The organism is Novosphingobium capsulatum NBRC 12533 (assembly GCF_001598375.1).
GTDB classification, from domain to species: Bacteria; Pseudomonadota; Alphaproteobacteria; order Sphingomonadales; family Sphingomonadaceae; genus Novosphingobium; species Novosphingobium capsulatum.
The window spans coordinates 1-24787 of record NZ_BCYV01000007.1 but is presented as its reverse complement, the minus strand read 5'-3'; the positions used below and the strand labels follow the sequence as shown (position 1 = coordinate 24787).

General features: G+C 64.6%; 22 protein-coding genes. 12 read left to right on the top strand and 10 right to left on the bottom strand.

Going from position 1 to position 24787, the window contains the following annotated elements; all coding sequences use genetic code 11:
* Positions 1-17 precede the first annotated feature (17 nt).
* The 3 genes from SCA01S_RS05665 to SCA01S_RS05655 all read right to left on the bottom strand — a co-directional run bounded on the left by SCA01S_RS05665 (position 18) and on the right by SCA01S_RS05655 (position 2991).
* Positions 18-653, bottom strand: coding sequence for a gluconate 2-dehydrogenase subunit 3 family protein (locus SCA01S_RS05665; RefSeq protein WP_062783802.1), 636 nt, complete (start codon positions 651-653; stop codon positions 18-20).
* A gap of 155 nt (positions 654-808) precedes the next feature.
* Positions 809-1861, bottom strand: a complete 1053-nt coding sequence (locus tag SCA01S_RS05660) for a sugar phosphate isomerase/epimerase family protein (protein ID WP_062783799.1) — start codon at positions 1859-1861, stop codon at positions 809-811.
* A 14-nt stretch (positions 1862-1875) separates the two neighbouring features.
* Positions 1876-2991 (bottom strand): Gfo/Idh/MocA family protein, encoded by a 1116-nt coding sequence (locus SCA01S_RS05655; protein ID WP_245652457.1) that lies wholly within the window; start codon positions 2989-2991, stop codon positions 1876-1878.
* A 109-nt stretch (positions 2992-3100) separates the two neighbouring features.
* On the opposite strand from SCA01S_RS05655, the gene SCA01S_RS05650 reads away from it, so the two are divergent.
* The 4 genes from SCA01S_RS05650 to SCA01S_RS05635 all read left to right on the top strand — a co-directional run bounded on the left by SCA01S_RS05650 (position 3101) and on the right by SCA01S_RS05635 (position 7108).
* Positions 3101-4318, top strand: a complete 1218-nt coding sequence (locus tag SCA01S_RS05650) for an MFS transporter (RefSeq protein ID WP_062783793.1) — start codon at positions 3101-3103, stop codon at positions 4316-4318.
* A 172-nt stretch (positions 4319-4490) separates the two neighbouring features.
* Positions 4491-5153, top strand: a complete 663-nt coding sequence (locus SCA01S_RS05645; RefSeq protein WP_231627601.1) for a TetR/AcrR family transcriptional regulator — start codon at positions 4491-4493, stop codon at positions 5151-5153.
* Positions 5154-5231: 78 nt separating this feature from the next.
* Positions 5232-6224, top strand: a complete 993-nt coding sequence (locus tag SCA01S_RS05640) for an isopenicillin N synthase family dioxygenase (protein WP_062783790.1) — start codon at positions 5232-5234, stop codon at positions 6222-6224.
* Positions 6221-7108, top strand: coding sequence for a hypothetical protein (locus tag SCA01S_RS05635; protein ID WP_062783788.1), 888 nt, complete (start codon positions 6221-6223; stop codon positions 7106-7108). Before SCA01S_RS05640 ends, SCA01S_RS05635 begins: the two co-directional genes overlap by 4 nt.
* Before the next feature lie 102 nt (positions 7109-7210).
* Here SCA01S_RS05635 and SCA01S_RS05630 read toward each other — a convergent pair whose 3' ends face one another.
* From SCA01S_RS05630 to SCA01S_RS05610, 5 genes are all read right to left on the bottom strand, one after another.
* A complete protein-coding gene (locus SCA01S_RS05630; protein WP_062783785.1) occupies positions 7211-8149 on the bottom strand; it encodes a LysR family transcriptional regulator in 939 nt (312 codons plus the stop codon).
* Between the two features lie 79 nt (positions 8150-8228).
* The gene (locus SCA01S_RS05625; RefSeq protein ID WP_022678422.1) at positions 8229-10703 is read right to left on the bottom strand and encodes a TonB-dependent receptor; all 2475 of its coding nucleotides are present in this window, start codon (positions 10701-10703) and stop codon (positions 8229-8231) included.
* 139 nt (positions 10704-10842) lie between these two features.
* Positions 10843-12726, bottom strand: a complete 1884-nt coding sequence (locus SCA01S_RS05620) for a sulfotransferase family protein (protein WP_062783782.1) — start codon at positions 12724-12726, stop codon at positions 10843-10845.
* Positions 12723-14099 (bottom strand): alpha/beta hydrolase family protein, encoded by a 1377-nt coding sequence (locus tag SCA01S_RS05615; protein WP_062783779.1) that lies wholly within the window; start codon positions 14097-14099, stop codon positions 12723-12725. The genes SCA01S_RS05620 and SCA01S_RS05615 overlap by 4 nt, the downstream gene beginning before the upstream one ends.
* Before the next feature lie 436 nt (positions 14100-14535).
* Positions 14536-14973 (bottom strand): GNAT family N-acetyltransferase, encoded by a 438-nt coding sequence (locus tag SCA01S_RS05610; RefSeq protein ID WP_157088866.1) that lies wholly within the window; start codon positions 14971-14973, stop codon positions 14536-14538.
* Between the two features lie 727 nt (positions 14974-15700).
* Between SCA01S_RS05610 and SCA01S_RS22785 the strand changes: the two genes are divergently transcribed.
* From SCA01S_RS22785 to SCA01S_RS05585, 6 genes are all read left to right on the top strand, one after another.
* Entirely contained in the window at positions 15701-16078 is a 378-nt protein-coding gene (locus tag SCA01S_RS22785) for a DUF333 domain-containing protein (RefSeq protein ID WP_245652456.1), read from the top strand.
* On the top strand, positions 16068-16745 hold the full coding sequence (locus SCA01S_RS05605) for a sigma-70 family RNA polymerase sigma factor (RefSeq protein ID WP_327196003.1): 678 nt from the start codon (positions 16068-16070) through the stop codon (positions 16743-16745). The genes SCA01S_RS22785 and SCA01S_RS05605 overlap by 11 nt, the downstream gene beginning before the upstream one ends.
* The gene (locus SCA01S_RS05600) at positions 16742-17665 is read left to right on the top strand and encodes a FecR family protein (protein WP_062783775.1); all 924 of its coding nucleotides are present in this window, start codon (positions 16742-16744) and stop codon (positions 17663-17665) included. The genes SCA01S_RS05605 and SCA01S_RS05600 overlap by 4 nt, the downstream gene beginning before the upstream one ends.
* Positions 17662-20061 (top strand): TonB-dependent receptor, encoded by a 2400-nt coding sequence (locus SCA01S_RS05595; RefSeq protein ID WP_245652455.1) that lies wholly within the window; start codon positions 17662-17664, stop codon positions 20059-20061. The genes SCA01S_RS05600 and SCA01S_RS05595 overlap by 4 nt, the downstream gene beginning before the upstream one ends.
* 187 nt (positions 20062-20248) lie before the next feature.
* A complete protein-coding gene (locus SCA01S_RS22705; RefSeq protein WP_211185495.1) occupies positions 20249-20653 on the top strand; it encodes a DUF333 domain-containing protein in 405 nt (134 codons plus the stop codon).
* Positions 20654-20877: 224 nt separating this feature from the next.
* Positions 20878-21645, top strand: a complete 768-nt coding sequence (locus SCA01S_RS05585; RefSeq protein ID WP_084390795.1) for an outer membrane protein — start codon at positions 20878-20880, stop codon at positions 21643-21645.
* A gap of 783 nt (positions 21646-22428) precedes the next feature.
* Here SCA01S_RS05585 and SCA01S_RS05580 read toward each other — a convergent pair.
* A complete protein-coding gene (locus SCA01S_RS05580) occupies positions 22429-23067 on the bottom strand; it encodes a helix-turn-helix domain-containing protein (RefSeq protein WP_062783762.1) in 639 nt (212 codons plus the stop codon).
* Here SCA01S_RS05580 and SCA01S_RS05575 point away from each other — a divergent pair.
* Both SCA01S_RS05575 and SCA01S_RS05570 read left to right on the top strand, forming a co-directional pair.
* Positions 23066-23497, top strand: coding sequence for a hypothetical protein (locus SCA01S_RS05575; protein WP_062783759.1), 432 nt, complete (start codon positions 23066-23068; stop codon positions 23495-23497). The genes SCA01S_RS05580 and SCA01S_RS05575 overlap by 2 nt on opposite strands.
* Positions 23498-23603: 106 nt before the next feature.
* Entirely contained in the window at positions 23604-24314 is a 711-nt protein-coding gene (locus SCA01S_RS05570) for a hypothetical protein (protein WP_157088865.1), read from the top strand.
* A gap of 179 nt (positions 24315-24493) precedes the next feature.
* Here SCA01S_RS05570 and SCA01S_RS23015 read toward each other — a convergent pair whose 3' ends face one another.
* Positions 24494-24655: an integrase core domain-containing protein gene (locus SCA01S_RS23015; protein ID WP_082209106.1), complete on the bottom strand. Its 162-nt coding sequence runs from the start codon at positions 24653-24655 to the stop codon at positions 24494-24496.
* Positions 24656-24787: the final 132 nt, after the last annotated feature.

The following is a 24787-nucleotide window of genomic DNA, read 5'->3' as shown; positions in this document are numbered from 1 at the left end:
AAAATCCTGTCTGCTCATCAGCCGAAGTCGATCGCCGTCCAGTCGCTGGAATAGGCGCGCGTGGTGGGCGTCACGGGCACGTCGGGGTCCCACCGGCCGGGCACGAGTTCATAGTTGAGTTCCTTGGAACCGCCGATTTCCGAGGTGTAATAGCCTGTAAGGACAAGGTTCTTGATGGTGCGCCAGGGCTGCGCCATCGGCGCGTCGGCAAAGGCATCGCGATCCAGGCCCGCCACGGCCGCCTGCCGCGCCGGCAACCCGGCATGGGCAAAATCACCGCCGGCGCGGCGATCGAGTTCGAGAGCCAGCCAGCGTGCATGGTCAAAGCGTCCATCGGCGCTGGAAAAGCCCTCCAGCCCCGATGTGGTCACCGGCTGGTGCGCGCCGCCCAGCCCGTGCGCCAGGCCCAGCAAGACGAAAGCGCCTGCGCCCACATCCCCCGCGCCCGCCGTGTCGGTGCGCGGAATGACGATCTGCGCCACATCGCGCATCAGGCCCTGGTAGCGCACGATGTTCGCGTCCTGCGGCGCAGACGCGGCAACGGCTGCAGCGGCCGGCCCAACGGCAAGGCCCAGCAACGCCAACCCGGCGAGGAAATCCCGGCGCTGCCATCCCGTATCGGCTGGATGTGGAGAATCGGCGGCGACAATCATGCATCCTCCCGGTGTGCGATCGTGCGGGCGCCCGCGCGGCACGTGCGCCCGTTTAATTAGAATTTCAATTATTGTTCTGCATCGTGCCTGTCAAGCCTGCCCCGCCGACACAAATGGGCAAACGCTTGCATGACAGGCACTTGATCGTGGCGCGCTCAAAAGCCCATCAGCTGGCGATTGAGCGCGCGATCGGCCCCACCCGCGGCGAAATCATCAAACGCATGCTCGGTCACGCGAATGATGTGGCGGGCAATGAACGGGGCGCCTTCGGCCGCGCCCTGTTCGGGATGCTTGAGCGCGCATTCCCATTCCAGCACGGCCCAGCCAGCGAAATCGTATTGCGCCATCTTGGAAAAGATCGCGGGGAAATCGACCTGCCCATCGCCCAGGCTGCGAAACCGGCCGGGCCGATCGACCCAGGCCTGATAGCCGCCATAGACGCCGCTGCGGCCGCTGGGGCGGAATTCGGCATCCTTGACGTGGAAGCAGGCGATGCGTTCGTGATAGATGTCGATGTAGGCCAGGTAATCCAGGCACTGCAGCACGAAGTGGCTGGGATCATAGAGGATCTTGGCGCGCGGATGGTTGCCCGTGCGTTCCAGGAACATCTCGAACGTCACGCCATCGTGCAGGTCTTCACCGGGATGGATTTCATAGGCGGCATCAACGCCGTTGTCCTCGAACACATCCAGGATCGGCTTCCACCGTCGCGCCAGTTCGTCAAACGCATCCTCGACCAGCCCCGCTGGGCGCGCCGGCCAGGGATAGAAATAGGGCCAGGCCAGTGCCCCGGAAAAGGTGGCATGGGCCGACAGGCCCAGGCGCCGGCTGGCGATCGCCGCCTTCTTCACCTGGTCCACCGCCCAGGCCTGGCGCGCGGCCGGGTTGCCATGCACGGCAGCCGGGGCAAAGGCGTCAAACTGCGCATCGAACGCGGGATGCACCGCGACCAACTGTCCCTGCAAATGGGTGGAAAGCTCGGTGATCGCCAGCCCCTTGTCAGCCAGCATGCCTTTCACCTCGTCGCAATAGGTCTGGCTTTCCGCAGCAAGGTCGAGATCGAACAGGCGCTTGTCCCAGCTGGGGATCTGCACGCCTTTGTAGCCCAGCCCGGCCATATAGGTGCCGATCGCATCCAGGCTGTTGAACGGGGCGGCGTCGCCGGCGAACTGGGCCAGGAAAATGCCCGGCCCCTTGATGGTCTTCATGGTGTCAGGCTCCGTCAAACAGTCAGGGGCACCCAGCCGGCACCGGCGCGGCTGGCAGAAACGGCAGTGGCGATGAACGCCATGCCGCGCAGCCCATCGTCCAGGCCGGGCAGCAACGGCGCAGGTTCGCCCCGCAGCTGGGCGGCAAAATCGCGATAGAGATTGGCAAAGGCCTCGAGATAGCCTTCGGGATGGCCAGCCGGCGTGCGCGTGCGGGCCAGGGCATCGGGGCCCAACTGGCCACTGCCAGCGTGAACGATCTCGGTGCGCCCATCCAGCGTGGTCAGTTCCAGCATGTTGGGCGTTTCCTGGCGCCAGGCCAGCCCGCCGCGATCGCCATAGAGCCGGATGCGCAGGCCGTTGCGCTCGCCCACTTCGATCTGGCTGGCCAGCAGCACGCCGCGCGCGCCATTGTCGAAACGCAGCAGCACCGTACAGTCATCATCCAGCGCGCGGCCCGGCACCACAGTGCCCAGATCGGCCAGTAGCGAGACGACTTTCAGCCCGCTGATGAATTCAGCCAGGTGAAACGCGTGAACCCCAATGTCGCCGATGCAGCCGCCCAGCCCGGCGCGCGCGGGATCGACGCGCCATTCGGCCTGCTTGCCGGTGGCCTCTGTCGCAAGCCAGCCCTGGGGATATTCCACCACGATCTTGCGCACGGTGCCAAGCGCGCCAGACGCCACCCGCGCCCGCGCCTCGCGCACCAGGGGATAGCCGGAATAGGTATAGGTGACGCCGAACGGCAGCCCGGCGGCGCGCACCAGGCCAGCCAGTTCGTCTGCCTCGTCCAGCGTGGCGGTCAGCGGCTTGTCGGTCATCACCGGCAAGCCTGCGGCCAGCGCCGCGCGGGCGGCGGGCAAGTGGTGGTGATTGGGCGAGACGATCGCCACGAAATCGATGCCATCGGCCCGCTCGCGTTCGGCGGCGAACATCGCCTCAAGCGTGGGATAGGCGCGTTCCGGATCGACGCGATAGACATCGGCGGCAGCCTTGCCGCGCGCGGCAAGGCTGGAGAAAACCCCGGCAACCAGCTCGATCTCACGGTCCATTTCCGCCGCATAGCGGTGCACCGGCCCGATGAAGGCGCCTGGCCCACCCCCGATCATGCCCATTCGCAGACGCTGCAAGTCACTCTCCCCGCGCAGTTTCGTTTGTAATCCAAATTCTAGTTTGATAGGGCCTGCGTCGTCAAGCAGGAATGGCCGCGGCTGAACGGCCCCGACGGGAGAATATCGAATGCAGCTCGCCCGCAAGTTTTACGGCTCGCTCACGCTCAAGCCCCAGGGCGCCACGATGATCGTGGCGGGCTTCCTGCCGGTCTTTGCCATCATCGCGATGTTCCCGGTGGTTGCCGCGATGATCACCCATTTCAAGAACGTGCCCGATGCCGCGATCCGCGTGCCGGCCATGGTTACGGCGCCGGGCTATGCCATTGCCGTGCTGGCGCCGTTTGCCGGGCTGTTCGTCGATCGCTTTGGCCGTCGGCCGCTGCTGCTGATCTGCACGTTTTTCTACGGCATCGTCGGCACGCTGCCGTTCTTCCTGGAAAACCTTGATGTGATCTTTGCCACGCGCCTGCTGCTGGGCGTGTGCGAGGCCGGCATCCTCACTATCGTCAACACCCTGATCGCGGATTATTGGGAAGATGGCCAGCGCCGCACCTGGCTGATGCTGCAAGGCCTGGTTGGGCCGGCGTTCCAGTCCATGGTGTTCCTGCTGGTGGCGGCGGTGGCGGCATGGCGCTGGAACGGCAGCTTCCTGGTCTATCTCATCGCCCTGCCGATCTTTGTTGCGATGTACCTGTGCATTTTCGAGCCCAACCAGGCTAAGGACAAGACCCGTACGGCCGGTGCACCGGCAACCACGGCGGCCGATGGCCCGTTTCCGTTCGGCACGGCCTTCCTGGTCGGCGGGCTGACGCTGTTCTGCTCGGTTCTCTATTACGTGTTCATCGTCAATGGCAGCATCGCCTGGGCCGAAGTGGGCGTGACCAGCCCGATGGCGGTAAGCAAGGCCACCTTCGTGCCCAGCTTCTTCATCCTGGCCGGCGCGGTGCTGTTCCGCATCGTCTCGCGCTTTGGCAATGCCGTGCAGATCGCCACGTTCCTGGTGCTGTTCGCCATTGGGCTGGCTGGCGTGGGCCTGGCGCATTCGATCCTGGAAATGCAGCTGGCGCTGGCGGTGCAGCAGACCGGCGCGGGCATGGCCGTGCCGGCGCTGATCGCATGGGCGCAGACCAAGTTCTCGTTCCGCCATCGCGGCCGGGGCATGGGGGTGTGGACCAGCTGCTTCTTCCTGGGCCAGGCCGTCTCCCCGATCGTGGTGGGCCTGGTGGCGCGCGGTGCGGGATCGATGCAGGGGGCGTTCCTGGTCGCCGGCGTGGTCGCGCTGATCGCCGCCATCGCGGGCGGCGTCCTGGGCCTGCGCCGGCCAGCAGCGTTGCAGCCCGCTTGAGCGCCGCAGCCACGCGGCGCGCCGGGCTTGAGCTTGAGCCAAGCCTGGCGGCGTCCTGTGGCAGCGGTATGACAGGCCGGTTGGCGTTCGCCACAAATGCCTTTAAGGCGCAGAGGGATGCGCGCGCCGTTTCAGCGTGTGCCAGCATGGGGTTGCCTTGATGCCGCAGGACATGTCCGCCTTGGCGGATGCCGTCGAGTTGTCGCTTGAATCCATGGGCCGTGCGCCGTTGCAGGGGCGCAGCAAGGCCTCACTCGAGCGTATGCTGGCCACCGCGCGAACCCTGATGGTGGAGCGCGGCAACGAGGATTTCACCCTGCAGGAGGTGAGCAGCCGGGGCAAGGTCTCGATCGGGTCGATCTACCTGCGGTTCGAGAACAAGGACAGCCTGGTGCGCGCCGTGCTCTATCGCGCGACGCAGACCCTGGCGCAGGAAGAAGACACGATGCAGGCCGCGCTGGCCGCCTCGTGCGCCACGCTCAAGGAATTCGTTCCGCACTATGTGGAAGCCTATTCCGAAGTGCTGCGCCGCAACGCGCCGCTGCTGCGGTTGACGATGATGCGGGCCGAGCACGACCCGCCCATTTCCGCGCTGGGCAAGCGCGCCGCGCTGCTCGCCGAATCAAAGGCGCTGGCGGCGTTCATGCGCTATCGCGATGAAATTGCCGGGCCAGACCCGGAAATGTGCGCCAAGGCCGCGCACCACATCATCTTCGCCACCCTTGCCCGCCAGTTGAGCCTGGGTTCGAGCAGCGAGTCGGTCACCAACTATGACTGGAACGTGCTCAAGCGCGAGCTCGGGCGGATGTGCACCGCCTATTTCGCGGCTGCCTGAGCCCATAGACCAGATTGATGGCCGGCATCGGCATTTGCCGGCTGGCGTGGGGCAGGCAGAAGGGGAAGAAGATCGGCCATGCCCGATCACGCCCTGCCCCTCGTCGATATCTCCCGCCTGCAAAGCCCAAGCCGCGCCGATCGCCTGGCCGTGGCGCAGGAACTGGACCGCGCCTGTGTCGAGGCGGGGTTTCTCTATGTCACGGGATCGCAGATCGACGCCGGGCTACGCGCGCGGCTGGTGGCGCGGGCGCAGGACTATTTTTCGCAGGATCTCGCCACCAAGATGCAGGGCTATATCGGCCTGTCGCACAACCACAGCGGCTATGTGCCGGTGGGCGAGGAGCAGTTTGGCAGCGGCCCGGCCGACCTCAAGGAAGCCTATGACATCAACATAGACTATCACGGCAGCGAGCGCCGCCCGCTGCTGGGGCCAAACCTGTGGCCGGCGATGCCCGGCTTTCGCGCCGATGTGCAAGCCTGGTATGCCCATCTTACCGGGATCAGCCACCAGCTGTTTCGTGCCTTTGCCCTGGCGCTTGGTCTGGATGAAACCCATTTCGACGCGCACCTGCGCCATCCGCCCAGCCAGTTGCGGCTGATCCACTATCCCCACGATCCCGCCGCGCAAGATCGCCCAGGGATTGGCGCGCACACCGATTACGAATGCTTCACCCTGCTGCACGTGACTGCGCCGGGGCTGCAGGTGGTGGATCGGCACGGCGCCTGGTTCGATGTGCCGCTGATCGATGGCGCGCTGATCATGAATGTAGGCGACATGATGGAGATCATGTCCAACGGCCGCTATCTGGCCACCAAGCACCGGGTGAAGACCGTGGCGCAGGAGCGCTATTCTTTCCCGCTGTTCTGCTCCTGTGATTACGACCACGTCATCGCCCCGGTGGTGCGCGGCGAAGCCCCGCGCTATCGCCCGATCAAGGGCGGGGAACACCTGTTCAACCAGACGGCGCAGACCTTCGCCTATCTCAAGCAGCGCATTGCGCGCGGCGACCTGGCGCTCAACGATCCAGTGCCACTGGCCTCGTTCGGCCGGCCAGAGGCCGGTGCATGAAAGTTGCCGATCTACTGGCCGCGCTGCCGCCTCGGCCGCTGGGCGCGGTGCCGTTTCCGCGCCACCTGCTCGGCGCGTTCCGGCGCAAGAGCATCACCTTCTGCACCGGGCTGACTGACGAGGTAACGCCGGTTTATTGGTTCCAGTCACGCAGCTTCACGCTCGACCTGCGCCTGCCCGGCCTAGATGACACGGCACTGACCCACCGCCAGGGCTGGGTGGGCGACACGCTGTGGGATGCGCAGCGCGGCGAAATGTCGTGGTCGGTGGCGCGCAGCTATCAACCGCGCAACCAATGGCCCGAACCGGCGCGCCTGGCGTTCATCGGCAACAGCGTGCTCGAGTTCGCGCCATCAGGCGCCTATGTCGAGGATTGGCGGCAACTCGCCGCGCCTGGCCGGCTGCTTGGGCTGCGGCTGCATCTGCTGCGCGAGCATGCCACCGGGACAGACCATGCCATGGACGGCGGGCTGATCGTGGCCGGCGCGCACATGGCCCTCGCGCGATCACGCCTGCCAGCGATCGACGCCGCGCTCTCCAGCACCCCGAGCCTGGACCACGCCCTGGCCCAGGGCATCGCCAGCGCGGCGCAGATCGCCAGCTACGAAGTCTCGGTCGCGCTGGACGGCGCCCACATCACGCATACCACCATCCCAGCGCGGCACGGGGCACTGCTGCTCCACGGTGACTTCGCGCTCCAGGTCGATGGCCAGGTGCACCAGCACTGCACGATCGACGGCATGGCCTGCACGCTGGCTTATACCATCGACGTGCACGAGCCCGACTTCGCCTTTGCGACGCAGACGCCCACCACGCCCGAAGGGCAAGCCTGGCTGGAGGCCGAACGCGGGCATCTGGAGCGCAATGCGCGGGTGTTGCGTTGACAAAGCGGGACCCCGGATCAAGTCCGGGGTGACGAAAAATACAATATATTACATGCACCTACGTCACCCCGGACTTGATCCGGCGTCCCGCTGCCTTGCTACCTAGACCTCCCGCGCGCGCAGGTGGCCGGTGATCGCGTCGAGGAACAGCTGCGCCGGCGTGCCGCGCTCGGGCGCCTGGCGGGTGAGCAGGTACATCGGATAGGATGGCGCCAGGTCGTCGGGCAGCAGCGGCCACAAGTCCCCGCTCGCCACGGCCGGCGCGGCGGCGAGGGTCGGGAGGAAGCCGATGCCGGTGCCCAGCCGGATCAGGCGCAGCGCCTCGTGAATATCCTCGGCCAGGCCCGTCAGCACCGTGCCGAGGCGATAGCGCTGGCGCAGGTGGGTAATGGTGTCGACCTCGTCCTGCCCGGTCAGCACGAAACCTTGTTCGCGCAGGCTAGCCATGGTGGCCACGCGCGTTCCGTAGAGCGGGCTGCTGCGCGCGCAGTAGAGTTGCTGGGTTTCGGTGAACAGCGGCTCGTAGGTCAGCCCGGCGCGCACGCCGCTATCGGTGCCCACGCCCAGTTCCGCCTCGCCGCGTTCCAACACATCGAGCACGCTGCGCCAGGGCGAGACGCGGATTTCGATACGGATCGCCGGGTGGCGGGCATGCAGGCTGGCGATCGCGGCATCAAACGCGGGGGACACGATCGAGGAAACCACCTGGATGCGCGCCAGCCCTTCGACCTGCTGCAGCGCCTGGGCGATGCGATGCGGCGCGGCGCACGCGGCCTGGGCCATGTCTTCGCACAGCAGATAAAGCGCGCGGCCTGCCGCGGTCAGTTCCACGCCGCTGGCACTGCGATGCAGCAGGCGCGCGCCGGCGTGCTCTTCCAGCCGCTTGAGCGCGGCGCTGATCGTGGGTTGCTGCTTGTTGAGCCGGCGCGCCGCCGCGCCGATGCCGCCTGCCTTCACGATATCGGCAAACAGGCGCAGCAGGTTCCAATCGACCTGAGCGGCAAACAAGGGATTGGGCAGCAAAGGATCGGGCGCCGGCATGGCCTGACCCTATGCCAAGGCCCGGCCGGCGGCAATGTCAGGGGGAAGCAGGCACAGCCGCTTCCCCCCGATCATATCATCAGAACGCGTAGCGCGCGCGCACGCCGATCGTACGGGGACGTGCCCACGAGATGCGGTCACCCGGCTGATAGACCTTGTAATAGGTCGCCCGTGCCACATCGACATACTTGACGCCGTTGATCAGGTTGTTGCCGAACAGGCCGATTTCCAGGCGGCCGATGTCATAGCTGATCGAGGCGCTGACATTGTTCTGCGCGGGGATGCGCGCATAGGTGGCGCTGGGGCCATCGGTCACCAACTGGCCATTGGTGATCGTGGTCTTGTAGGGGTTGAAGGTGGTGAACTGGTCGCCCTGGTATTGATAGCTGGCGCGCAGGTGGATCGACTGATCGGTGCCGACATTGGCATCGTAGAACAGCGAGGCCGACGCGGTCCATTGCGGGAAATAGGGCGTGCGGTTGCCGTCAAACGCGCCGACCGTGGGGATATTCCCGTTGGCGCGCGAGTCCGTGTACGAGGCAAAGCCCGAGAAGGTGATTTCCGGGCTGAGCTTCACCGTGGTTTCCAGCTCCAGGCCCTTGGAGCGGATCTTGCCCTTGTTGTCGGTGAAGAAGTACGAGCAATCGAGCAGCAGGCGCGTTTGCACGTCGCTCCAGTCGATCCAGAACGCGCTGGCGTTGAACGTCACCTTGCCATCGGCCAGGCGCGCCTTTTCACCAATAGTATAGTTCCACAGCTTGTCCGGGCCGAACGTACTGGGGGCCGAGGAATAGCCATAGGACGCCAGGTTGTTCTTGCAGGTCTGCGAGATGCCGGTGTCGCCGATCGGCACGGGCTGGTTGGCCCCGCCATAGCGGAAGCCCTTGGCGACTTCGGCATAGACCATGAAGTCCTGGCTGGCCTTGTACGACACGTTGGCACGCGGGTTCACGCCGTTGGACTTGAGCGTGGCGTTCTGTTCCAGCGGCACGTGGTTGATCACGCCATAGACGCCGCTTTCGAACAGGTAATACTTTTCCTTGAAGTTGAAGTAGCGCAGGCCGCCCGACAGATCGAGCTTGTCGGTGATGTGCCAGGTGGCATCGGCATAAGCGGCGAACTGATGTTCGTCCGTATCCTGAAGACCCGAGAAGATGTCATTGGAATTGAACGCTTTGTCCACGGCCTTGGAATCATAGAGGCCATTGGCCGTCTGCGGGAACGGGCCATAGAAATAGTTCATGTACGACAGCGTATCGAACCCGGCGACGGGAATGTCCTGGACCAGGTGGCGGATCTGCTTTTCATAGAACACGCCGGCGGTCCATTTCACCGGGCCGGTATTGTCGGAAGCGAGGCGCGCTTCCAGCATGGTGTCCTTGATCTTCTGGTTGATCGAATACTGTTCATAGGGGATCAGCTTGCTCACCGCCGGATCAAAGCTGGTCGGCGCCTTGTAGAGCGGATAGGTCGTGCTGCTGACCGGCAGCGTGCCGCCGCTGTAATCCTGGAAGAAATAGCCGATGGTCGGTTCGGTGCTGGCGAGATAGCCCACATCGCGATCGGTATGGGCGCCGCTGATGATCAGGTGCACGCCGCCCAGGTCATAATCGCCCGAGGCCTGGTAGAGGCGGAACTTGTCGCTGGTGCCTTCCGGGCCATTGGTGAACGTGGTGTAGTCCGCCAACCCGCTCATGCCGGTGTTGAGGCCGTTGGCCTTGCTGTGTTCATAGGTGAACGCAGCGTCGAACGTGAAGGCGGTGCTGGGCGTCCAGCGCAGGGCCACGCGTGCCTGTTCGGTGGTGTTGCTGTTGCGGTTTTGCCCGGCATAGGCGCCGACATTGTCGATGAAACCGCCATCGCGGCCGACATAGACATTGGCGCGCACGGCCAGTTGGTCTTTCACCAGCGGCAGGTTGATCATGCCCCGCACGCTGCCGCTGGCCGCGCCATGCTCGGTGGAAGCGGCCGTGCCTTCGATCGAGCCCGACACTTCGTCGGCACGCGGCTTGGCGGTGACAAAGCGCACCGTGCCGGCCATCGAGCCTGCGCCATAGAGCGTGCCCTGCGGGCCGCGCAGCACTTCCACGCGTTCCAGGTCATAGACCTTGAGATCGGGCGTCTGCCCCTGCACCGAGATCGGCGTATCATCGAGATAGACCGCCACGAGCGAGCGGTCCGAGGTGTCGGACGTGCGATAGCCGCCAGTCGACAGGCCGCGCATGTTGAACTTGTTGAAGCCCGGCGCGCTTTCGGTGATCGAGAGCGAGGGGACGAAGCGCTGCAGGTCAGACAGGTTGCCCTGGCCAGACTTGGTGATCGTGTCGACGTTCACCACCGAAATGGCGATCGGCACCTTCTGCACCGATTCCGCGCCCGAACGGCTGGCGGTGACGACGATGTCTTCGATCTTGCCGCTGGGCTGGCTGGCCTGTTCATCGGCCCAGGCGGGCGCCGTCGCCAGCATCGCGGCCGAGACCACGGCAGTGGATGCCAGGAGCCGCGCGGACAGGCGCGCGCGGTGCATGGCGGACAGGAGGTCGCTATTGTTCATTATACCCCTCGCACTTTCTGATTTGACTCCCCGTGCGGGCGCTCGCCACCCGCTCGACCGCGTCTGGGCCGGTACTCGTCTTGAGCCTTGCCAGCTTCGCACCAAGCTGGCGTGCAACAACTGTGTTAATCGCATGCGCTTATCGGATTTTGTTATCCGCGAGGCCCAGCGCCTGCGTCAGGGGGCCAAGCCAGGGCGCACAGGCCTGCCAGCGCGACAGGCCCTGGCGGTGCAGCGGCTGGCGCACCTGCTGCGCGCTGATCGTGCGCACGGCGCGCGGATTGTCGAAAAAGCGCAGGGTTTCAGGCGCAAAGGGCAGCCCGCAATGGCGCAGCAGGCGGCGTACCGTGCCTTCCGCGTCCTCGACAAGCTCTTCATAGGCAACTGCCATCATCGCCTGGCCCAAACCCTTGTGCATATGCGCGGCCAATGCGGCAGCGGCGCGACAATAGCGGCCCAGCGTGACGAGATCATAGCTATAGCCCTGCCCGCCCGCGAAATCCTGGGCATAAAGCGAGAAACCACAGGCCATGGGATCGCGCGAAACGTGGATGATGCGCGCCTGGGGCAGCGCCACGCGGATCAGCGCCAGGTTGAACAGGTTGCCCGGCGCCTTGTCGACGAACAGCGGCCGATCGGTCTGCCGCAGGCGCGCCACCCGCGCCAGATAGGCTTCGCCCAGCGCGCGCGCTTCGGGTGCGGTCAGTGCCGCCAGTGCCGACGCGCGATCGCGGGCGCGCCCTTCGCGGATCAGCCGCGTGGTCCATTGCCGCGCCAGCAGGGTGAAATCGGCCAGCTCGGACAGACCTTCGACCGCCGGGTGGCTGGCCAGGATCTGCTCGATCAGGGTTGACCCACTGCGCGGCAGGCCGACGATAAATACCGGGCCAGGGCGCGGATCGCCCCAGGTGGTACGCGCGGCGAAAAACGACGCAGGAGTGGCGGCGATCGTATCGGCAACGAATGCCTCATGCGCGGCGATATCAAACGGCACCTGCGCGCGGCGCTGGGCATTGGCGCGGTGCAGATGGTCCATCGCCCCGGCCGGCGCCTGCGCATCGAGCAGCGCGCGGCCCAGCGCGAAATGAAGATGCGCGGCCTGGGCTGGCGGCAGGCCCGGCGCGGCAAGCGCCGCTGTCATCGCGGCGTGATCCTCGGGCGCAAAGCGGAAGGTCTTGAGATTGGCCAGGCTCCACCACGGCTCTGCCTGGTCGGGACGTAGCGCCAGTGCGCGGCGATAGGCCGCCACTGCACCGGCAACATCGGCAGCCGCCGCCAGGGCATGGCCGCGCACGTGCCAGAACCCCGCGTCATCTGGCGCCAGCGCCAGGGCCGCATCCAGCGCGGCCAGGGCAGCGTCGACGTCGCCACCGTGCAGGTGCGCTGCTGCCAACAGGCCGTGTAGCGCCGGATTGCCGGGATGACGCGCGGCGAGCGGCGCCACTAGGGCCAGCGCCTCTGGCCCGCGCTGCTGCCGTTCGTAGAGCAGCGCGAGATCGAGCGCAGCGGCAGAAAAGGCCGGGGCGCGGGCCAGGGCAGCCAGCAGCAATTCTTCGGCGGCATCCTGCCCACCCTGGGCCAGGCTTGCCGCCGCCAGCAGACGCAGCCAGCATGGATCGACGCGGTCTATCCCCGCGAGCGCATGGCCCTGCGCCACGATCTGGTGCTGTGCCTGCGCCAGCGCCGGGGGCAGCGCCTGGCCCAGCACGGCGTGCTGGCCGGCCAGGGCATGGGCCGCGATGGCCGATTGCGGATTGCGGCGGTGGGCCAGGCTGAACGCGTCCAGCGCGGCGGCATCCTCCCCCGCCATGGCGTGGGCCGCGCCGCGTTCATAGTGCACGCCCCAGGCCGTGCTTTGCGCCAGCGGCGCCAGCAGACGCAGCGCCCCAGTGGCATCGCCGCAGCGGCGCATGGCAGCCGCCGCCACGAAGCGCGCCTCCAACCCCTGCCCTGCCGCCAGGGCCAGATCGCGCGCCTGGGCAGGATCGCTGGACAGCAGGGCCTTGGCGCGCGCCAGGCTCATGGCGCGGGGGCCAAGTGGCGCAGGATCAGGCCGTCCTGATGGTTGCGCACAAAGCCTTTCCAGGTGGGGTTGTCGCCCCCCTGGCTCACCGCTGCATAGGGTGTGCCAGGGCCAGTCCACCCCGCCCGGTCAGAGCGTTCGGCCGGCACAGTGAGATAGGCCTGCATCGCCGCCTGATGCTTGAGATGCACGCCCAGGAAGGCGGTGATGAAATGCAGGCTGATGCCGTTGAGCCGCGCCTTGCGCCACACCGGATCTTCGAACCAGTCCATGTCCCACAAGGCCTGGCGCATCTGCGGCGGCGCGGGATCGGTGCCGATCGAATGGCCGGCCCCTTCGAACGCCAGCATGGTGCGATCGCTGCCCGTGGCGCCTGCAAAGATCGTGGCCGGGCCGGGATCAAAGCCGACCGTGCGATCGGCCGTTCCGGTCACCACCATGAGCGGCGCATGGATTTGCGCCAGGCCGCTGCCCCACACCGGCGATGGCCCGCCGCCTGCCGGGGAAATCGCCACGACAGCAGCAATGCCATCGACGCGCAGATCGGCCGCGGCCGGGCCATTGCCGGCATAGGCGGCGCGCAGGGCGGCCGGCATGCGCGCTAGCCACGCAGCTGTGGGATCGAGGCGGGCGCCTGCCGCCGTCAACACGCCATAGCCACCGAACGAATAGCCGATCAGCGCCACCTGCGCCGGATCGGCCAGCGGCCCCAGCAACCCGGCGCGCAGGCGTTGCAACGTCAACACGATATCGAGCGGGCGGCGCAGCATCATCGGCACGGCGCCGCGCGGATCGGTGATCGGCCCATCATGATGGGCGATGGCCACCACGACATAGCCCTTGCTCGCCAGGTTTTCGCCCAACCAGCGCAGCATCACCGGATCGTTGTCAAACCCGTGCGAAAGCAGCACCAGGGGAAAGCCCTGGCCCGCCGGCGGCGCATCGGCCACCGCGCGCCCGGCTATGGTGAAGTGCACCGGTGGCTGCGGCGGCTCTGCCGTCAGGCTGGCAGAATAGGTCACGGTGCGCGCGCCGGCTGCGCCGCGCGCGGGATACCAGATGCGCAACGGCAGGGTGCGCGTGCCGTGCACGACTTGCCCCGCCGCGACCGACGCCGTCGCATCCAGTTGCCCCGAGGCCACGATCGTGCGCGTCATGGTGCCCGGTACATAGGGGCCAGGCGCGGCCAGTTCGGGCAGGCCGGGCTCTGGCTGATCCAGGCCGATGGCCAGCTTGCCCGGCGCATTGCTGGCAGGCGGCGCAGCGGCGGCAGTCAGCATGGCAAGGCCCAGCAGCGCGCTGGCACGCGTCAGGCGCCTTGCCCGGCGCGCACCGGCGCCGACTGTACCGGTCTTCTCGGTTTCCTGTGTCATGATCCTCCTGGCGCGCTGCCCTGCATTCTTGGCCCCATGCTATGCCCTCCCCTCGCTCGCACGCTATCTCGTATAGGCAATTGCCTGTGCTTTCATGTTATTCCTGCGTCGGGAAAAGCTGGCGGAACAGCCGCCCGACCCATTCGTTGCCCACCCTGGGCACCATCTCTCATTCCACGGACGTCCGTAGACGTCCGTGAAGTGGCTGACCAGAGAACGGTGTCGGATCATGAAGGGGGCCGGACTCTACCTCTGACTGGTAACAATCAGGGGAGCACGTCAGATTGGCCACCGTCGAAATTGAAATGACGGCTATGACTCCGTGTCCGGAACGGCGCTTAGCGTCGAAAAATGGTGGGGAACGGACAGGCAGCTTTGAGGAGGCTGGTGGCGATAACTACTGTTCCCGAAAAGGATCGAATATCGAGAAAAGCGGCTAGATCGCAAGCGACAGGATCGGGCGGCTCCACGTTGCCTTGGCAGTCGGTGGTTTCGTACCGACGACGACCGCGCCCATCGCCTCATAGAAGCCCACCGAGGGCGGATGGGAAACGATCTTGATCGAGGCGATGCCCTGCCGCCTCGCTTCCGTCATCATGTGCCGGAACAGCATAGACCCTAACCCGCTACCCTGAACGCCATCCGCTACGAACATCAGGTCCAGTTCGGGTTCACCATCAAGGGTTAGACTGTAAAATCTGCACAACGTGCGATCACGCTCGGCGATATAGAAAACATCTCGCTCGATCTGCGACGGTTTGACCGCATACCCGTCGAGAATACTTGCATATTTACCGCTATAAGCGGCCGACCCATGCATCAGGTCGGTAAGTGCTTCCGCATCATCGGGCACGGCAGGGCGGATCGTAATCACTGCTGCTCCCTATCACCGGCTAGCTGTTCCCACAATCGAGCGCGATGCGGGCACCGTCACTTTCCTGATTGGGAAGATTGAGCGGGAAAGCCGTGGCGCCGAAGGGGTCTCATCGCCCCGAATGAGCCGCTTTCCCAAAATTTGTTCCCTATTGAGCTTTCCCGAAATTGCCTGCTGGACATTGGAAAACAGGAATCTGATGATAGTTCTAACGGCGGTTTCAGGCTCTTATGCATACAGATCGAACGACCGGGTTTGGGCGCGAGCTGCCGATATGGCCATCACTGGTCCTCCGCCACAATCGCCGCGACACCGGACATTCAGCGCATAGGGTCAGGACAACGAAACCGGCCATACATTGGCGCCCGCTGCAATGCTGTCGAAAGGCTTGGCTTGGGAAATTGCTGCCATCTGCAGCGAGCTCGCCGAACGGAGGATTCAGCTGAAAACCGCCATTCGCAAGCGTCCCGAAAAGGATGGTCTTTTGGGAATTAGCTTGGTGGCTGGCTATGTTGCGATCGACCCGCCACCCATTGTGGGTTTTCGGTTTGGTGACGAAAGGGTTCCTTCCGCGCCTACAGCAGTGAGACGATACTCTCATCTCGCTACCGGCGTAGCTGATGGATACGCGCCAAGGTTATTCACCTCCAGCTTCGTCTGATTAGTGAGGGCGGCGAGACAGGCTCGCGTGCCAGACCTTGCCGGATGAACGGGGGATGGAGTGGCGATGCGTCTTTGGGTCTTTGTCGCCATGGGATCGCTGGTGTGCTTTGGTGTGCCGGCGCTCATCCTGAACAGCGCCGAGGCGTTCGGGCAAATGCCGGATGGCCATGCAGCGCCCGGTATCTGCTTTCGGACCGGCGGGGTGGCCATCGTAGTCAACGGCGGGAGTTACTGCCGCTTACAGGACGGACGGCTTATCGGCCAGCGATTGCTATTTCGTCGTCGGCACAGACCTGCGGTCATGCCCAATCCTGCCAGTGCCTATTGCGAACAGAATGGCGGACGGCTCGAAATGGTAAACGGTCCCGGCGGCCAAGCGGGTTATTGTCATCTGCCAAACGGTGCCGTCGTCGAGGAATGGGCGTTGTTCCGTGGCCGCTGATAGCGCAAACGCCGCCAAAGCGATGGTGGCTGTCGGCCCCGCACAGCGACAGGCGATCTCTCCCCGCGGGGCCAAGCAAAATACGGCGTGTCGAAATTCATTTCTCACGATTCATCCGGTAAGGGAATCGACATCGTCCATTCCCTCAGTGTCGGTGCCGATGTCGTCAAACGGGCTTGAAGCGGTTTATCTTGCCAATCGTGATAAACTCGTCCGGTTTCTTGCCGCGCGTGGCGCGGGCGATGCAGCCGAAGACTTGGTCAACGATCTTTGGTTGAAGATATCGACGTCTTCGTCGTCGGGGCCGATTGCCAATCCCATGTCCTACCTGTTCCGGGCGGCCGATACGCTGATGATCGACCGCTATCGTGCGAAGCGCCAGGGGGAGAAGCGGGAACAGGACTGGTACGAGCTTCGCGGGGCTGGTGAGGCGTCGCCCGAGCCGGCAGGCGAGCGTGTGATCGGCGCACGACAGGAAGTGGCGAAGGTCGCTGCGGTCCTGGCCAGGCTGGGAGCACGCCGAGAAACCATCTTCCGCCGCGCCCGGATCGATGGCGTGTCGCAACGGCAGATCGCCGCGGAACTGGGCGTCAGCCTGAGCACGGTGGAGGCCGATCTGCGGATCGCCACCCGTGCCGTGTTCGAATTGAAGGATGAACTGCAATGACCGGCAGACAGATCGACGAACAGGCGCTGGAATGGGCGATCCGCTCTGCCGATCCGCTCTTTGACGACTGGGACGGGCTGACCGCCTGGCTGGAGGCCGATCCGGGCCATCATGACCGGTATGACGAGGCAATGACTGCCATGGCGGAGGCGCGCGATCGTGTCGCCGCGATGCCCGTCCCGACCGCACTGGTCGCCGCCAATGACGAACGGCCGGTCCGGCACCGCTTTTGGCGTTGGGGTGGCAGCGCCGTCGCCGCGATGCTCGTCGCAGTGGTGGGCGTATCCGTGTGGAACGAACGCAGCCAGCCCTATGCGGTCGAAACCGCGCCGGGCGAGCAGCGCACGGTGCAGCTGGCCGATGGCAGCGAGGTCGTCCTGGCCGGTGGTTCGCGCGTGACGCTGGACCGCGCCGATACGCGCATCGCGAGCGTCGACCATGGCGAGATGCTCTTCCGCGTGCGTCATGATGCTGCGCATCCGTTCCGCGTCACCGCGGGCGACACGCAGATGGTCGACCTCGGCACGGTGTTCGACGTCACGCACGATCCGGGACGGACCCGCATCGCCGTCGCGGAAGGGGCGGTGATGGTCGATCCCGACGGCGCGAAGCTGCGGCTTGATCCGGGGCAGGCGGCGGTGGCGAGCGGCGGGGAGCTGCTTCGACAGCCCGCGACGGATGTCGGCGGGTGGCGTGAGGGTCGGTTGACGTTCGACAACGCGCCCTTGTCCGACGTCGCGCGCGATCTTACCCGCCAGCTTGGCCGTACCGTCCGGGTCGATCCCGCGCTGGCCGACCGATCGTTCAGCGGGACGATCGACATCCGCAGCCTGCGGGACGATCCGGCACGACTGGGGCGCTTGCTGGGCGTATCGGTCCGGGTCGATGGCAAGGCATGGGTGCTGGGCGACAATCGGTGACATTCGGTGCGGCTGCGGTCGCGACAGGATTGACGATTGCGGCGATTGCGGCGGCTCCGGCGAATGCGCAGGGGCTGTCGATCGATTTGCGGGCGGGAACGGTCCGCGATCAGGTGACGGCGCTGGGCCGTCTGGGCGGGATCAGCGTCGTGGTGACGGACCCTCGCTTGTGGTCGAAGCCGGTGCCGCGGTTGCGCGGGCGGATGAGTGCGCTCGTCGCCCTGCGCCTGATCGCAGCGCGCTGTGGCGGGGAAGTCGAGGCCATCGACAGCCTGCTGTACCGGATCGTCCCCCGGCGCGTACCGACGCCTCGTCCGGCCCCGCCCCGTCCTCGCCCCCAAGCCGAAACGTCGAAGACACCCGAGGCCCCTGCGCCCGACATCGTCGTCGTCGGCAGCAAACGCGATCTGCCGTTCGGCCAGACCGCCGGGCAGGTCATGCGCGTGTCGGGGCAGGATCTCGAACTGGGCGGTGCCGGTGGAACGGAACGGCTGACGTCACGCCTGACGACGATCGCCGCGACCAGCCTGGGGGCGGGCCGCAACAAGCTGTTCATCCGCGGCATCGCCGATTCCAGCTTTTCGGGGCCGAGCCAGGCGACCGTTGGCCAGTATTTCGGCGACCTGCGCCTTGGCTACAATGCGCCCGATCCCGACCTGCGCCTCGCCGATCTGGCGGCGGTAGAGGTGCTGGCTGGACCGCAAGGCACGCTGTACGGCGCAGGGTCGATGGGCGGGCTGATCCGCCTCGTTCCCAATCCCGTCGAACTGGACCGGACCGGCGGTTCGGTGGCGATCGGAACATCCGCCACGGCCCATGGCGCACCCGGCTTCGACACGCAGGCCGTCGTCAATCTCCCGGTCGTCACCGATCGACTGGGGATCCGACTGGTCGCCACGGCGGTCGAGGAAGGCGGCTATATCGACAAGCCGCTGCTCGGCCGCCGCAACGTCAATACAACCCGTATCGCGGGCGGGCGCGGCACCGTCCATCTGAACATCGCCGATGGCTGGAGCGCGGAGCTGATCGGCATCGCGCAGCGTATCCGGGGGGCGGACAGCCAATATGCGGATCGCGATGGTCCCCATCTCGCCCGCAGGACACGCGTGGTCGAGGCTTTCGGCAATGATTTCGGCCAAGGGCAGTTCGTGCTGGACGGTCGGATCGGCAACGTTCGATTGCGCTCCTCCACCGGGGTTACCGCGCTCGACCTGACGGAGCGCTACGATGCGACGACGCCCGGCGATCCCGCGACGCTCTTCGTCCAGAGCAACCGCACCCGCATGGTCGCCAACGAGACACGCGCCTGGGTTACGCAGGCTGACGGATCGGGATGGTTGCTGGGCTTCAGCTATACCGGCAATCGCACCCGGCTGTTGCGGTCCTTCGTACAGCCCGGCCAGCGCTACCCGCTTCCCGGCGTGTCCAATCAGTTGCACGAACTCACCGCCTATGGCGAGGCCAGCGTCCGGCTGACCTCGGCGATCCTGCTGACCAGCGGCGCGCGGGTCAGCCGGTCCGTCCTGTCCGGCGCGGCGGAGGACGCCCGGGTACGGACCACGCCGATCGTGTCCGCCACCGTGGCGACGCGCTATGAATGGTCCGTCCTGCCCGCTGCCGCGCTGCTGGTCGACCTGCGTGGCGGCGCGTCCGCGTTTCTGCGCTATCAGCAGGGCTTCCGTCCGGGCGGTCTGGCGGTCGACGACGACTATGTCCGCCGGTTCGACAGCGACCGGGTCTCGACGATCGAGGCCGGTTATCGCTTCGGCCGCGCGGCGCGGGATCCCTTCGCCCTGACACTCACCATCGCCCACACCGGTTGGCGCAATATACAGGCGGACTTCCTCGACAGCGGAAACCTGCCGTCGACCGCCAATATCGGCAATGGCGACATCTGGACCGTGGAGGCATCCGGCGCGATCCGCCTCGCCAAGGGATGGCGTATGGAGGGGGCGGTTTCGCTCAACGACAGCAGCGTCAACGGACGCGATCCGAACGACCTGCCCTTGCAAGATGCGTCCGGCGAGCAGGGCGGCGTCGCGGCAAGCCTGCGTCCCATCCCCAATATCGCGGACGTGACCGCGCGGATCGGCATGACCTATGAAGCCGCGCTCAGCGACCGGTCACGATTAAAGGTCGATGGCTGCGTTCGCTATGTCGGGTTGTCGCGCCTGGGGCTGGGACCGGTGCTGGGGGATGAGCAGGGCAATTATGCCGACAGCGCCGTCACCGCGCGGTTGGGCCTGGGCCGCTTCGGCGTAACCGCAAGCGTGTCGAATATCCTCGACGCGCGGGGGAACCGGTTCGCGATGGGCACGCCCTTCGTCACCGGCAAGGAGCAGATCACGCCCATTCGTCCGCGTACCTTCCGCATCGGCCTCGACGCGGCCTTCTGATAAATTTTCAAGGGTATCGGTCGCTCGGCTTCGTCATCGTCATGCTGGCACCGTCGTGTGGCGGCCGTGCCATGCAAGGCGGCGGACATGTTCAGGCATCGGCCATGCCGATGCAGGGATATTCCGGCTGCTGCACTTGCAAACCGAAGCGGACGACCAGTCCGGCTTCGCCAGTAGGGACGATGAAATGAAGTTTGTAGCATTGATGACCACCGGCCTGATTTCGGCAGGGGCGGCCATGCTGTCCGTTCCGGCGCAGGCTGGCCCGGGCGTGGCCAACCCTGCAGCGGCCTATTGCGGTTCGATCGGCGGCAAGTCGTTTGTCCGCAAGACGCCGTCGGGCGAGGTCGGCTATTGCCGCCTGCGCAACGGCCAGGTCCATGAGGAATGGGCGCTCTTCCGCAAGAGCCAGAAGCGCTCGCCCAAGCGCCGCACCAATGCGCATCTGGGCAATCCCGCCGCGACCTATTGCGAAAAGCAGAAGGGTACGATCGAAGTACGGCAGGACGCGAATTATTGCCACCTTCCGGACGGACGGATCGTGGAGGAATGGGAACTCTTCCGCGAACAGCCGGCCGGCCGCGCCCGCTAAACACGAATGCCATGGGCCGTGTTCGAAAGGGCGCGGCCCATGCGCTTATGACGATGTGCTATCCCGCTGGTATCAATTGCTAAAATACCACCTGGCATCATTTCGAAAAAAGTTTCGGTTACGCCCAAGGGAATTCCAAACGGGTGCCGTCTTGTGAATGTAGGGGGACGCGAACTCGTGCGACCCACTCGACAACAAGTTCCATTTCGAAGGACCAATTTTTTATGACCCTGGTTAGCACGCTCGCGCCCGCACATTGCGGTGCGCGTAGGAACTCGGCTGCCCTGTTGGCAGGCTTCGCCGCGGCGATCGTCGCGGCATCCCCTGCGGCCGCGGAGAAAGCTGAGCCGGGCGCCTATGTCGTTGCCCGCGCCGGTGCGCAGGTCGATTCCGACGTGAAGCCGACCCAGGTCCTGGCGAAGGGCCAGGCCGTCTCCAAGACGACGCCGACCCTGCCCAAGAACATCGACCATGACGGCGGCTTCACCGGCGAACTCGGTATGGGTTACGATTTCGGCGGCATCCGCGTCGAGGGAACGGCAGGCTACGACACCGCCAAAGTCAACGCCGAGGGGCTGAGCGCCAAAACATATTCGGGCGCCGGACGCACCAAGTCGTTCGATCTCGGCGTCACCGCCTATATCGACCTCGTCCGCGAAGGTCCGTTCAAGCCGTTCGTCGGTGGCGGCATCGGTGCCTCGCGCGTCGACTATTCGATCAGCCGCATGATGATCGACAAGATCCCAGGCACGCAGAAGCCGATGGTCGCCATGGTCGGCAAGGACTGGGGCTTCCGTTGGCACCTCGATGCCGGCGCTAGCTACGATGTGACACCTAAGACGTCGGTGGAACTGCTCGGCCGCTACTCGCAGACCAGCGGTTTGGAGATGAAGGCCGCAGCCATCGACGAAAACCTGGCCCGCCAGACGATGAACTACAAGCTGAAGAACACGGCGACCTCGATCATGGTCGGCCTCCGTCAGAAGTTCTGACGTCCATATTCTGCATCATGAAGGCGTCGCTCCCATGGCGGGGGCGGCGCTTTTCACTGCTCGAAGCCGACCCTTGAAGCAGATGGGCGATCGGCAGTTAAAAATGTTGTTGGGCGGACTGACGCGTACCCTACAGCGGCCCCCCGGGTTCCCCCAACTGTATCACTCGATCCGGTTGAACTGCGGAGACGCCCGGAATCTTGCGCAACGTCCTCTCGACGGCAGCGGGATCGCGAAGCACGGGAACTGAAACCGCCAACCCGCCCATCTGTTCGTAGACGTAGAACACCTTACCCCCGATGCGACCGATCCTTTTCTGTATTCGTGACCTTTTAACTGGTGTGTCGCAATCGCACCACACGATGAATGACGATGTCGTACGCGTCGATCGCGTCGATGCTGTGGCAGGGGCTGACGATGCCATCGCCCAAAAGACGACCGCGCTACCCGCTAAAATTGCGACCGCACCCTGCCTCACCAATCACCACCCCAAGCCGTTATTTCTAGCCGGATAATATTTGACGCTGATGTACCACAGATGAAACGACTACGTGACCACTGATGGCGGAAGACCTGTTACCCATCAGCGCACACACGCGAGACAGCGAGACGGCCGCGGCTTTTCCACTGGGATCGAACTTCGGGAAAGGTGGCTAGATCGCCAGTGACAGGATCGGACGGCTCCACGTTGCCTTGATTGTCGGTGGTTTCGTGCCGACGACGACCGCGCCCATCACCTCATAGAAACCGACCGCGAAGCGTGTTTCATTGTACAGCCCTTCCTCAAGTATCTGTAAACATTGGAAGCGTGTCTGCGTCAACGACGCGACACGGGCGACCCTTTCGGGCCATCGCAGCCATTATCGGCTCCGACGTCAGATCAGCGGCACGGATTTGGTGAGGAGCACGCGGTACAGCTTGTACCGTTTGCAGCAGTCCAGCATTAATCAGGCGCCGTATCGTATGACTTGTGGTGCCTAGGGCTTTGGCTGCTTCCTCCATAGTCAGCCATTCGCCGTCTTTCACCGCAGACCGGTAGGCATCGATCCCTCGCACGCGCCGGACGGAGTAAACGCGATGCGCCGTCCAGGTTTTGCCTTGGCCGGTGGGCAAGCCCATCCGATTGAGCGTCGCGGCGATATGCTCGTCGGACCAACGGCCCGCCATGCTGCGCATCACCTCCAGCGCATCCTCCGCTGTTGCACAACCGTGCTCGCCGGCTTTCAGCTTGCGAACCCTCAGTTCCGAGTGCTGGCCGCCGCGCCAATGGATCGTGAGCACGACGTCACGCACGGCATCATCGACGTCGACGATGATGTCGGCGATCAATGTGCGCAGCAGTTGCTGGCGAGCGCGCATCGTCACATCCGGAGCGTTCCAGGCCGCCGACAGGTTCTCTGCCAGACCGTTGATAGAAGCCATGCGTCACGTCGACTATGACGATGAAGCACGGACCGCCTTCCCTGATGTCAGCCAAACCGCGCAGCAGCGCATGGCGACGATCATGCGCGTGACGGCCGAGGCCGTCCAGCGCAGTCGGTGCCATGCTCTAAGCCACACGGCACGGCCCAATGAGGATGTCGAGGGTCAGATGGTCTATACCGTGAACTCGACCTGCAAGACTGTGGCCATACCCGATAATCTGTCGAAGATTGACATAGCCTCGCTGGCAAAAATGACCCCGGCGCAGGTATCTGCCATTGTGAAGACGGTTCAAGATTTGCCGGTGAGCCGGGATGTGAATGTCACCGTCGTTCTCTATTCCGACGATCCGGCACCCGGGGGCACCAGTGGGCCGCTTTCCGCTGGCTATGCCGGATTTTCAGACGACGTGCTTGATAAGCTTATGTGAGTACTTGGGCGGATTGAACCGCATGTCACGGGATAACAGGCGGGTGGAGGCGCAGGACCAGCTTTTGGGGACAGGTTGCCACCCGCGTGAAAAGGATGGCACAGCCATGATAACGTTTCGCACGGCTTCCGCAGCCTGGATGCTGCGCACTGCATGTATGCTGGTCACCTCGATCATCGGTCTGCCCGGTGCAGTCAACGCCCAGGAGGCGCAGGAACCGGCTCGCGAGCAACTCGAAGCAGCATTTGTCGCTGCGGCGCGCCCCCCGTTTGATCTGAATGCAGTTTATGACGAACCGTCCGCGCTGAACGAAGACAAAACGCTCGCTCGTACCAACGCCGTCGCGGGGGCAGTAGCCCAACTCGGCCCCCGCAACCCCGGCAAGATCGAAGCGATCAGCACCATCGCGGATGATATGCTGTCCTGTCTGTCCCGTGTTCCTTCCGTCTTGTGGAAAGACGCCATCACCATGGAAGCCGGAAAACTGACGGACGCCCAGTTGCAGCACGCCACAGATCTCTTTTCCAATCCTGACTATGCTCGCCTGGTGGCTCTGATGGAGAAGATGAACTCTGGTCAGTTCATAGGGCCGGAGCGGGACGATCTGGAACCACTGATAGCGCGGCTAAGTGGTGACGGGCTGACCGCGGTCTTTGGCGCCATGGCTGCCATGCCCGGCATGTTCGATGCGGAAGCGGACCGATGCTACGCCGATATGAAAACTGCACTCCAGCAGGCCGGAATCGACGATCGCGACCTTTCCCCTCCTCCGACGCATTTATCGCACACCAGTAAATTCCCCCTTAGTACGCCCTAATGGCACCATAATAACCTCAAGTCTCTGGTAACAACCACTGCATTGTCATTATTATAAAACCTATTGAATTTTATGCAAATTAAATAACAAATATGAGTATTATTACTTCTCCTACTGAATAACGGACTTCTGATAAATTCTACGGGATGAAATTAAGATTATTGACCCTCCTCCCGTTCTTAGGCCGCCGATAAATTAGATCCGGTGCCCTTATGGCCTTGGCGAGGGCTTGCAAACTCAGCGGGTGCCATCCCGCCAGGGCTGCCGTGCGGACGCACGGCGCTGTAGTCCGTCCGCCATGCCTCGATGATCCTTCCTGCGTCGGCCAACGACGGGAACAGGTGCTATGACGATGCCGTGTGACGATGCTGGCGCTATGGGGGTGCGGCGCTTCAAGGTATTCACTGTCGTAGGCCGCCGACGGGATTGACCGGCGGAAGTGAAGGCATCGATCGTGGTCGAGAGCTTTTCAT

What these genes read in the sequence shown, in the direction of transcription:
- SCA01S_RS05665 (WP_062783802.1), bottom strand. Translation starts at nt 653, where the DNA reads ATGATTGTCGCCGCCGATTCTCCACATCCAGCCGATACGGGATGGCAG.
- SCA01S_RS05660 (WP_062783799.1), bottom strand. Translation starts at nt 1,861, where the DNA reads ATGAAGACCATCAAGGGGCCGGGCATTTTCCTGGCCCAGTTCGCCGGC.
- SCA01S_RS05650 (WP_062783793.1), top strand. Translation starts at nt 3,101, where the DNA reads ATGCAGCTCGCCCGCAAGTTTTACGGCTCGCTCACGCTCAAGCCCCAG.
- SCA01S_RS05645 (WP_231627601.1), top strand. Translation starts at nt 4,491, where the DNA reads ATGTCCGCCTTGGCGGATGCCGTCGAGTTGTCGCTTGAATCCATGGGC.
- SCA01S_RS05640 (WP_062783790.1), top strand. Translation starts at nt 5,232, where the DNA reads ATGCCCGATCACGCCCTGCCCCTCGTCGATATCTCCCGCCTGCAAAGC.
- SCA01S_RS05635 (WP_062783788.1), top strand. Translation starts at nt 6,221, where the DNA reads ATGAAAGTTGCCGATCTACTGGCCGCGCTGCCGCCTCGGCCGCTGGGC.
- SCA01S_RS05630 (WP_062783785.1), bottom strand. Translation starts at nt 8,149, where the DNA reads ATGCCGGCGCCCGATCCTTTGCTGCCCAATCCCTTGTTTGCCGCTCAG.
- SCA01S_RS05625 (WP_022678422.1), bottom strand. Translation starts at nt 10,703, where the DNA reads ATGAACAATAGCGACCTCCTGTCCGCCATGCACCGCGCGCGCCTGTCC.
- SCA01S_RS05620 (WP_062783782.1), bottom strand. Translation starts at nt 12,726, where the DNA reads ATGAGCCTGGCGCGCGCCAAGGCCCTGCTGTCCAGCGATCCTGCCCAG.
- SCA01S_RS05615 (WP_062783779.1), bottom strand. Translation starts at nt 14,099, where the DNA reads ATGACACAGGAAACCGAGAAGACCGGTACAGTCGGCGCCGGTGCGCGC.
- SCA01S_RS22785 (WP_245652456.1), top strand. Translation starts at nt 15,701, where the DNA reads ATGCGTCTTTGGGTCTTTGTCGCCATGGGATCGCTGGTGTGCTTTGGT.
- SCA01S_RS05600 (WP_062783775.1), top strand. Translation starts at nt 16,742, where the DNA reads ATGACCGGCAGACAGATCGACGAACAGGCGCTGGAATGGGCGATCCGC.
- SCA01S_RS22705 (WP_211185495.1), top strand. Translation starts at nt 20,249, where the DNA reads ATGAAGTTTGTAGCATTGATGACCACCGGCCTGATTTCGGCAGGGGCG.
- SCA01S_RS05585 (WP_084390795.1), top strand. Translation starts at nt 20,878, where the DNA reads ATGACCCTGGTTAGCACGCTCGCGCCCGCACATTGCGGTGCGCGTAGG.
- SCA01S_RS05575 (WP_062783759.1), top strand. Translation starts at nt 23,066, where the DNA reads ATGCGTCACGTCGACTATGACGATGAAGCACGGACCGCCTTCCCTGAT.
- SCA01S_RS05580 (WP_062783762.1), bottom strand. Translation starts at nt 23,067, where the DNA reads ATGGCTTCTATCAACGGTCTGGCAGAGAACCTGTCGGCGGCCTGGAAC.
- SCA01S_RS05570 (WP_157088865.1), top strand. Translation starts at nt 23,604, where the DNA reads ATGATAACGTTTCGCACGGCTTCCGCAGCCTGGATGCTGCGCACTGCA.